Source organism: Hymenobacter coccineus, from assembly GCF_001816125.1.
GTDB lineage: Bacteria > Bacteroidota > Bacteroidia > Cytophagales > Hymenobacteraceae > Hymenobacter > Hymenobacter coccineus.
In genome coordinates this window covers 1-8852 of record NZ_MDZA01000094.1, presented here as the reverse complement: position 1 = coordinate 8852, position 8852 = coordinate 1, and the positions used below count along the sequence as shown (strand labels likewise).

Genomic DNA, 8852 nt, shown 5'->3' with positions numbered 1-8852 from the left:
CGCCGGGGGGGCCCAAACGGCGCCTGGCTGCAAGAGGCCCTGCGCCCGCTGCTGGGCACCCGCGCCGACCCCGACGAGGCCCCCGCGCCGCTGCCGCCGCTGGTGCTGTGCTCCATCGGCGACGGGGCCATGACGGAAGGGGAGGTGAGCGAGGCCCTGCAAATGGCCGTGCTGCACCAGCTGCCCATCGTGTACCTGGTGCAGGACAACGACTGGGGCATCTCGGCCACCGGCCGCGAGATGCGGGCCATGGACGCCTACGAATTCGCTGCTGGCTTCCCCGGCCTGCACCGCGTGCGGGTGGACGGGGCCGACCTGATTTCCTCCTATAAGGGCCTGGCCGAGGCCTACGCCCACGTGCGCCAGCGCCGGGGCCCCGCCCTGGTGCACGCCAAATGCCCGCTGCTGGGCCACCACACCAGCGGCGTGCGCCGCGAGTGGTACCGCGGCGACGACCTCGCCCAGCACCAAACCAACGACCCGCTGCCCCGCCTGCACCGCCGCCTGCTGGCCGCCGGCGCCTCTGAAGCCGAGCTAGCCGTGCTTGCCGCGCAAGCCCGCGCCACCGTGGCCGCCGACTGGGCCCTGGCCCTGGCCGCGCCGGACCCCAACCCCGCCACCTTTGCCGACCACGAGTTTGCACCGCCCGCCGTGACCGCAGAGGCCGGCGAGCGGGCCCCCGCCGGGGCCCCCAAGGTGCTGATGGTGGACGCCGCCCTGCACGCCGTGGACGATATTCTGGCCGAATTCCCGGAGGCCTTGTTCTATGGGCAGGACGTGGGCGGCGAGCTGGGCGGCGTGTTCCGCGAGGCGGCGCTGCTGGCCAAAAAGTACGGCGATAAGCGGGTGTTCAACACGCCCATCCAGGAGGCTTACATTGTGGGCAGCACGGCCGGTATGGTGGCCGTGGGGGCCCGGCCCATCGTCGAAATTCAGTTTGCCGATTACATCTGGCCCGCGCTGAACCAGCTGGTAGAAGAGCTCAGCAAGAGCTGCTACCTGAGCATGGGCAAGTTCCCGGTGCCGGCCCTCATCCGGGTGCCCATCGGGGCCTACGGCGGCGGGGGGCCCTACCACTCGGGTTCCATCGAGAGCACGCTGCTCACCATCCGCGGCATCAAGGTGGTGTACCCCAGCAACGCGGCCGACATGAAAGGTTTGATGCGGGCCGCGTTCCTGGACCCGAACCCGGTCGTCATGCTCGAACACAAGGGCCTGTACTGGAGCAAGGTATCCGGCACCGAGGAGGCCAAAACCGTCGAGCCCGCCGCCGGCTACGTCATCCCGCTCGGGCAGGCCGCCGTGGCCCAGGCCGCCGACCTGGCCCAACAGCGCGGCGGCGGCACGGCCGTGGTCATCGCCTACGGCATGGGCGTGCACTGGGCCCGCACGGCCAGCCGCGAGTTCCCCGGCCGCGTCGAAATTTTGGACCTGCGCACCCTTAATCCGCTGGATTTCGCGGAGGTGCAGGTCGCCGTGGGCCGCCACGGCAAAGTGCTGGTCCTCACCGAAGAACCGCTCATGAATTCCTTCGCCGAGAGCCTGGCCGGCCGCATTCAGCGCCACTGCTTCATGGCCCTTGACGCGCCCGTGTTCACCCTCGGGGCCGCCAACCTGCCCGCCATCCCCCTTAACGCCGAGCTGGAAAAGCGGATGCTGCCCAGCGCCGCCAAAGTAGCCGAAGCGCTCGGGGAGCTGCTGGCGTTTTGAGTTTAGTTGGCAGTTGTCAGAAAGTTAGTTAAGGTTGTCATGCTGAGCGCAGCGGAGCGGAGTCGAAGCATCTCTCCCGCTGACTAATCATTGATTAGTGCCGCAGTAGAGATGCTTCGGCTTCACTCCGTTGCGCTCAGCATGACCGTCAATCCGCCACTACTCGCCACTACTCGCCACTACCCGCCAAACCCGCCGGGGTCGCCTTTGGGCTGGTTTTCAATGTTGCCGCCGGGCTTGTTATTGCCCAGAAACCAGGTGAAGCCCAGGTAGCCCACGCGCGTTTCGTACTTGGATTGCAGGTCGGCGGTGAGGCCGTCGGCGGCCAGCTGGGTGTACTGGCGGCGGGTGTTGAACAGGTCGCTCACGCGCAGGGTGAGGGCGGCGCGGTCGTGGAGCAGCCGCTGGCGCAGGGCCACGTCCACGCCGTACACGGCCAGCAGGCGGCCCTGGGGCACCACCAGCGGGGCCCGGTAGTTGCCGCTGAGCTGCACGGCCAGCGTCTTGGTGGGGCTGAAGGTGTTGAGCAAATACGCCGTGCCGGTGAAGTTGGCCCGGGTGCCATCGCCGGCGTAGCTGGCCACCTGGCTGCGGAAGAACGAGCCGTTGGCCGTGAGCTTCCACCACGCCGCCAGGGGGTGCGTGAGCGAGATTTCGAGCCCGTAGCTGGCCGTGCGGCCGAAGTTGGCGTAGCTGGTGCGGGCGATGAAATCGGGCTGGCCGCTGAGTCGCGTGGCCAGCGTGTCGATGGTGCGCAGGCTCTGGATGGACTGGCTGGCGAAGCGCCCGAAAAGGGTGGTGCTCAGCGTGGTGGCCTGCCACGCCACCTGGTGGCCCAGCTCCGCTACGTGCACGTATTCGGGGCGCAGGTTGGGGTTGCCCACCGCGTAGTTGCGGGCGTCGGTGTAGATGGGCAAGGCAATGATTTGCAGAAAATTGGGCCGGTTCAGCCGGCGCGCGTAGCTGAGCTGCAGGCGCTGCTCGTGGGGCAGCGTGCGCGCCACCGTGGCCGCGGGGAACAGGTTGAAAATGCGCTGGCGGGCCGAGCCCGCAGGCAGCACCTGCGCTTGCAGCCCCGTGAATTCGGCCCGCAGGCCCACCTGGTAGTCCCACAGGCCCGCCTTCTGCTGGTAGTTGCCGTAGGCCTGCGGGATAACCTGCTGGTAACGGTAGCGATACGAGCCTGCTTCTTGCCGCACGAAGGGGCCCCCGGCGGTGGGCTGCACCGAATAATCGGCCGAGCCGGGCGTTACCATCACGTCTGTTTTCAGGCCCGCGCCCCAGCGCGCTTGTCGTCCAGGGGGTGCACGTAATCGAACTGCGCGGAGGGCAGGTGAATGGTGACGTCGAGCAGCTGCTGGCGCGCCTGCCGGGTGTAGTCGGCCGGCCCGTCCAGCACGCGCTGCTCGGTGGTCACCGTGCCGCCGTCGAGGATGTAGGTGGCGCTGGCCGTCAGCTCGCGGCCGGCGTGAGTAGCCCAGGTGCGCCGGTAGCTGCCCGCAATTCGGGCGTTGTAGAGGTCGTCCACCTCCAGGTTCTGGTTTTGCAGCGCCAGGGCCGGGCCGGGGCCCCGGGTGAGCCGGGTAGCGAAGTCGCTGGTCTGGCGCAGGTCGTTCTTGTAGAGCTCGGTGCTCAGGGTGAAGCGCTCCTGGTCGTTGGGGGCGTAGTCCACGCCCAATTGCAGGTCCTCGCTGGCCTGGTGGCGCAGGTTCTGGCCGGTCTGGTCGGTGCGGGTGGTGCGGCCGTCGGCCGTAGCCACCTGCTGCAAGCCCGCGCTGCCCCGGAACCGGTTGTTTACCAAGTTAGTGCTGCCAAAAAAATTGAATTTGCCCACCCGCCGGTTGAGGTTAAGCGCCGCGCTGTACTTATCGCGGGTACCCATCGTGGCCTGGGCTACGCCGTTCAGGCCGGGCTGGGTTTGCTTTTTCTGCACCAAATTGATGATGCCGCCCGTGCCCTGGGCCGAATACTGGGCCCCCGGGTTGGTGATGACCTCGATGGTTTCGAGGCGGCTGGCGGGCAGCTGGTCGAGGCGCAGGCTGCTGGGCGCGGGCTTGCCGTCGAGGTAAAGCGTCACGCTGGAGTTGCCCCGCAGGCTCACCTGCCCGTTGTCGTCTACGGCCACGGATGGTACTTTCTGGAGCACATCGGCCGCCGTGCCGCCCACGCTGTTGAGGTCCTTGTCCACGTTGACGATGATTTTACCCAGCTCGTTGACCACCGCCGCCTTTTCGCCCTGCACCACCACGCCGCCGAGCCGCACGGCCGCCGGCGCCAGCAGCCACGCGCCCAGACGCAGCCCCGGGCCCCGGCAGCCACCGCCACCACCCGGCGCGCAGACTGGTAACCCAGGGCCTCGGCCCGGAGCAGGTAGGTGCTCGGCGCCAGCTCCGCCAGCACAAACGCGCCGTTCTCCGTCGTTTGGGCGCTTGCTACCAGCGTCGAGTCGGGCAGCCGCAGCAGGACGACGTTGGCGAAGGGCAGGGGCTGGCGCGTGCGCTGGTCCAGCAGCGTGCCGGCCAGCTGCCCGGGGCCCTGGGCCGCCGCCAGGTGGGGCCCCCAGGTGGCCGCCACCAGCAGGAAAGCCACGATATTACCCCGGCTCATCAGGGCTGAGTGGCTACAGGCCCGATGCCCCAACTTGCTTGCCAATGCCTTGGTCTTTAGCATAAGCAGCTGTTTAACAAAGATTATTGCAATACAAGCTACCCGGTAATACCTAGTAAGTTGTGCTGAGAATACTTGGTGATTCATGGGGTTTGGCGTTAGAGCGATGGAAAAAAAGGGTGTGGCTTAGACGCCAGGGGCAGCCGCCATGGCAGCGGTCGGCCGGCTGGGGCCCCTGGCGGCCGGCGGCCCCGGAGAAGAATAAGCAGAAAGGCGTTGGAAAGGCCTATTTCGCCTGGCCGCGCAAGTAGAGGTAGTAGGCCGAAAAGCCCAGGGCGGTGCTGAAAAGCAGGATGATGACGGAGTGCAGGCCCAGGGGCAGGTACCGGTTGCAGAGCAAAAGCCCCGCGCCGGTGCTCAGGAGCAGCGCCACCCACTTCACCACCTTGTGCTGCTCGTTCTGGGGGCCGGGCAGCAGGCCCTCGACCACGCGCTCTGAAATGGCTGTCGTTTCGATTATCTTGTTTTTCAACAGGTAATCCAACACTGCTTTTATGGCGGCTATGATGAAGTAACCGATTAGAAAGAGCGCAAATCCCGGGAAAAGAACGCGGCGGCTGAACTCCAACGCGTCAATAGCAAGCACCGGGGGGGCCTGAGCCTGGGCGGCCTCGGTGGTCAGACAGCAAAGCAGGAGTAGCAAAAACCTTTTCATAACCAGGCTAGGGGGTAATACCGCATGAGACCGGCCGGAGCCGAGCAGGTTGCAAAAAAACTACGAAAAAGCGAGCAGGCGCATTTGCCGGCGGTGCCGGGCCAGCAGCTCCAGGCACTGCCCGGCCACGAGGAAGGCGGCCACCCCCCCCCAGCCCGGCGCCCAGCCCGGCCGGCAAGCCGTGGAGCGCCTGCCCCAGCGCGCCGCCAAACAGGGCCAGAAACGCGCCCACCACGCCCAGCACCGGCACGGCCACCAGCACCAGCACCCACGGGAACGCCGGCCGCGGCCGGGGCAGCTGGGCCAGCACTGCCGCCGCGAGGTCGAACGCAAAAGCGGGCGGTGGCAAGTGGGCCGCGGCGGCAAACAGCTGCCGGTAGGCCGCTACCTGGGCCTGGCAGCGGGGGCAGCCGGGCAAATGGGCGGCGGCGGCGGCCGGCAGCGGGGCGGCCGCCGCCGCCAGTTGCAAGGCGTCGTCGGAAAGGTGGGGCTGGGTCATAGGTCGTCGCGGTGGTAGGTGGCTAGCAGGCGCTGCTTGAGTAGTTTGCGCGCCCGGAAGAGGTAGTTTTTGACTGTCCCGTCGGGCAGGGACGTGATTTGCCCGATTTCCTCGTAGCTCAGTTCCTGCTGGTGGTAGAGGGCCACCAGGGTGCGGTAAAGCGGGGGCAGCTGCTCGATGGCCGCGCCCAGAATGCCGGCCAGGTCCTGGTCGAACAGGGCCGCTTCAGGATCATAGGCCGGGCCGGCCACCAGTTGCGGGGGGGCCCGGCGGCCGGCTGGCGCCGGGTCGTCGGGCGCGGGCTCCGCGGGGTCTAGTAGCACCAGTTGTTTCTTTTCGAGGTAGTGCAGGCAGGTGTTGTAGGCAATCTGGCCCACCCAGGTCGAGAGCTTGGCCTGAAACTTAAACCCGGCCAGGTTCTTAAACACCTTCAGGTACACCTCCTGCGCCAGGTCGGGGCGGTCGGCGGGGTGGCGAACCAGCTTGAATACCAGCTGCGTCACCAGGCCCTCGGTGCGCCGCACGAGCTGCGCAAAGGCGGCGGTATTGCCCCCCAGCACCTGCGCCACCAGCTGCTGGTCTGTCACGTCGGGGGCGGGCAAGTGGCTCATCTGCGCATTAGACCGGGCGGCCGAAAAGATGTTGCACCCCGCAGTTTTTGGGGCCCCGGCGGGCGCAGGTTTTCTTCAAAGCTGTTGAGCAAAGGCCGTCATGCTGAGCGCAGCCGAAGCATGACGGCCTTTGCTCCAACCAATTCTTCGCCAGCCTTGTACCACCGTCTAGAACGGGTAGCCGATGCCCAGGTTGAAGGCCGGCTCGTGCTCGCTGTCTTTGTAGAAGCGCTTGATGGCCCAGCGCTCGGTGGCCGGGGCGCTGGGGTCGTACACCTTGGCAGCCACGTCGAGGCGCAGGATGAGGAAGGTGAAATCGAGGCGCACGCCCACGCCCGAGCCCACGGCAAACTGCTGGAGGAAGGTGCCGGGTTTGAACTGGGCCCCCGGCCGCTGGGGGTCGGCGGTAATCGTCCAGGTGTTGCCATAGTCCGTAAACAGGGCCCCCTTCACGAACGAATACACCGGGAAGCGGTACTCGACGCTGCCCTCGAGCAGCAGCTCGCCGGGCTGCTCCGAGTTGTAGTCGCGCACCACGTTGCCCGCGTCGTTGATGGTGGTGGGCGAAAAGCCGCCGATGCCCAGGCGGCGCGGCTTCCAGGCGCGCACGCTGTTGCTGCCCCCGGCAAACACGTACTTGTCGTAGGCCACGGTGTAGCGCCCGTCGGTGGGGGTAAGGGCGTGCACGATGCCCCCGTTGAAGCGGTAGGCCAGGAACGTATTGGGCGAGAGCTTGTGGTAGCGGCGGTAGTCGGCCGTGAGCTTGGCGAAGTTGTACACCGCCACCGCCGGGTCGTACCAGGCCGCGTGGCGGTACACGTCGCGGGTGAGGCCGCCCACCTCCACAAACAGGCGGAAGTAGCGCGCGTCGCGGGTTTCGTTGAAGTCGTTGGAGTTGTAGAGCGACGAGGCGGCCATGCTCGGCTCATAAATTTGCCGGAACGACTGGTAGAGCGGCGAGCCGTCGCGGATGCGCAGCGTATCGAGCCGCTGCTGGAAAGCCGCGCTGATGGAGGTGGTGTTCACCACGTTCTGCACCACCGGCGAGACCACGAACTGGTGAAACGCCGAGCGCTGCCAGATGTAGTCGTAGGTTAGCTCCACGTTGGTGCGCGTGTACTCGGGCCGGCTCACGTAGGTGTCGGAGAGCGAGAAGCGCGTGCGCGGGCTGTAGCGCGAAAAGTCGCGGCTGATGCGAAACGGCACCAAAAACTGCGGCAGCACCAGCGCCGCCGTGGCCCCGAACAGCGTCGTGTACTCCGATTCGGCCGTGGCGCGGTTGTACTGGCCCTCGAAGCCCACGCGCGCGCTCAGCTCCAGCACCTCGGCCCCGCCGAAGGGGTTGCGCGTTTTGAAGCGCACGTTCACGAAGGGCCCCACGAGGTTGGACACGTAGGTGCCGCCAAACTCGGTGCTCTCCTGAAACTTGGGGGCCGGGGTGGCCGTCACCACCGCGTCGAGCAGGCCGGTATCCGTGCTATCGGCCACCCCGTCGGCGTCCACCGTGCGGTAGGTCACGGGGTTGAAGCGGAACATGTCGAGGTTGGCAAACTGGCGCTGCGTGAGCTGGGTGCGCGGCAGGCTGTAGAGCTGCCCCGGGCGCACGGCCACCTTGCCCGCCAGCAACCGCGGACTGAAGCGCTGGCGCACCGCAGCAAAGTGCACCGAGTCCACCACCGTCGTATCGAGGCGAAGCCCCAGGCGGGGGCCGGTCCGGGGCCCCGCCCGCCGCCGGGCGCCGGCCGGCGCAGGGTATCGGCCACGGCCACGCGCAGCGCCCGGCCCACCCCGGCGTCGGTAATCACCGTCACCTGGCGCAGCGTGTACACGCGGTGGCCGAGGCCGGGGCCCGGGTTGGCAATGTTGGTGCGCAGGCGCACGGTGAAGGCCTGGTAGCTGGTGTCGGCCTCCAGAGTGATGTAGGCCTGGCGGAAATCGTAGTAGCCGTTGCTTTTGAGCAGCGTTTCGAGCCGGGTGCGCTCCTGGCCGATGACGTCCTCGTTGTAGCGGTCGCCCACGTGCAGCAGGCTGGCGCCCCGGCCGGCGGCCACCACGGCCGCCACCCCCGAGTCGGGAATGCTGGCCGTGAGCTGGCTGAGCACAAACGGGGCCCCCTGGCGCACGCGGTAGCGCACCGTCACGCGGCGGTAGAGCTTGGCGCGGTCGGCCGAGTCGTCGGCGGCGTGGCGGCCGGCCAGCAGCCGCAGCAGCGGGTTGTGGCGGTAGCGCGACGTGTCGGTGGCCACCACCCGGGCCCGGAAGTAGCCCTGGCTACGCAGATAAGTCGACATCTGCTCCACCGAGCGGCGGGTGCTGGCCGTGTCGTAGATGACCGGGGCCTCGCCCAGGCGCATGATGGCGTTGCCCTTGTCGAGCACCAGCTGCTTGCGGTTGAGCTTGCGCTCGCGCCGGTTGAGGAGCTGGCCCAGCTTGGCCGAGTCGTCGCCGGCGGCCAGGCGGCGCTTTTCAAAGTCCTGGCGGATGGCCACCAGCTGCTTTCTGATGCGCACCGAGTCGTAAAAGCGGTTTCCCAGCAGGTAGATGGCTAACTTGGGCAGCGGAAAGCGGGTGTTGGGCTTTTGCTGGGCCAGGGCCACGAGGCGCTCCTGGTCGGCGCCATCGGCCCCCACCACCTCCATTTTGCTGAGCAGGCGCTGGCCGGGGCGCAGCAGCTTCAGCGGCGAGCACGCCGCCAGGGCGGCCGCGGCCA

8 protein-coding genes and 1 pseudogene are annotated in these 8852 nt (G+C 67.5%); 1 reads left to right on the top strand and 8 read right to left on the bottom strand.

The annotated features are described in order from the left end of the window. A partial coding sequence (locus BEN49_RS07090) for a thiamine pyrophosphate-dependent enzyme (RefSeq protein WP_083325855.1) occupies positions 1-1710 on the top strand: 1710 nt, incomplete at its 5' end. A 179-nt stretch (positions 1711-1889) separates the two neighbouring features. On the opposite strand, the gene BEN49_RS07085 is transcribed toward BEN49_RS07090, so the two are convergent. The 8 genes and pseudogenes from BEN49_RS07085 to BEN49_RS29340 form a co-directional block, all read right to left on the bottom strand. Next, on the bottom strand, positions 1890-2966 hold the full coding sequence (locus BEN49_RS07085) for an outer membrane beta-barrel family protein (RefSeq protein ID WP_070742355.1): 1077 nt from the start codon (positions 2964-2966) through the stop codon (positions 1890-1892). An 11-nt stretch (positions 2967-2977) separates the two neighbouring features. After that, entirely contained in the window at positions 2978-3811 is an 834-nt protein-coding gene (locus tag BEN49_RS29345) for a TonB-dependent receptor (RefSeq protein ID WP_438831776.1), read from the bottom strand. A 14-nt stretch (positions 3812-3825) separates the two neighbouring features. Further along, positions 3826-4317, bottom strand: coding sequence for a carboxypeptidase-like regulatory domain-containing protein (locus BEN49_RS25435; RefSeq protein ID WP_158022776.1), 492 nt, complete (start codon positions 4315-4317; stop codon positions 3826-3828). A 286-nt stretch (positions 4318-4603) separates the two neighbouring features. After that, entirely contained in the window at positions 4604-4849 is a 246-nt protein-coding gene (locus tag BEN49_RS07075) for a hypothetical protein (protein WP_125916591.1), read from the bottom strand. Positions 4850-5039: 190 nt separating this feature from the next. Then, entirely contained in the window at positions 5040-5531 is a 492-nt protein-coding gene (locus BEN49_RS26270; protein WP_070742352.1) for a hypothetical protein, read from the bottom strand. Further along, on the bottom strand, positions 5528-6142 hold the full coding sequence (locus BEN49_RS07065) for an RNA polymerase sigma factor (RefSeq protein ID WP_070742351.1): 615 nt from the start codon (positions 6140-6142) through the stop codon (positions 5528-5530). The genes BEN49_RS26270 and BEN49_RS07065 overlap by 4 nt, the downstream gene beginning before the upstream one ends. A gap of 168 nt (positions 6143-6310) precedes the next feature. Next, a complete protein-coding gene (locus tag BEN49_RS31165) occupies positions 6311-7678 on the bottom strand; it encodes a BamA/TamA family outer membrane protein (protein WP_239691852.1) in 1368 nt (455 codons plus the stop codon). Beyond that, positions 7657-8852 (bottom strand): annotated as a pseudogene (locus tag BEN49_RS29340) (hypothetical protein); the annotation flags it as partial. The pseudogene BEN49_RS29340 and the gene BEN49_RS31165, both read right to left, overlap by 22 nt.

Bases quoted from the DNA above. Each gene is read 5' to 3' on its own strand.
- BEN49_RS07085 (WP_070742355.1), bottom strand. From the start codon at position 2,966: ATGGTAACGCCCGGCTCGGCCGATTATTCGGTGCAGCCCACCGCCGGG.
- BEN49_RS25435 (WP_158022776.1), bottom strand. From the start codon at position 4,317: ATGAGCCGGGGTAATATCGTGGCTTTCCTGCTGGTGGCGGCCACCTGG.
- BEN49_RS26270 (WP_070742352.1), bottom strand. From the start codon at position 5,531: ATGACCCAGCCCCACCTTTCCGACGACGCCTTGCAACTGGCGGCGGCG.
- BEN49_RS07065 (WP_070742351.1), bottom strand. From the start codon at position 6,142: ATGAGCCACTTGCCCGCCCCCGACGTGACAGACCAGCAGCTGGTGGCG.
- BEN49_RS31165 (WP_239691852.1), bottom strand. From the start codon at position 7,678: ATGTTCCGCTTCAACCCCGTGACCTACCGCACGGTGGACGCCGACGGG.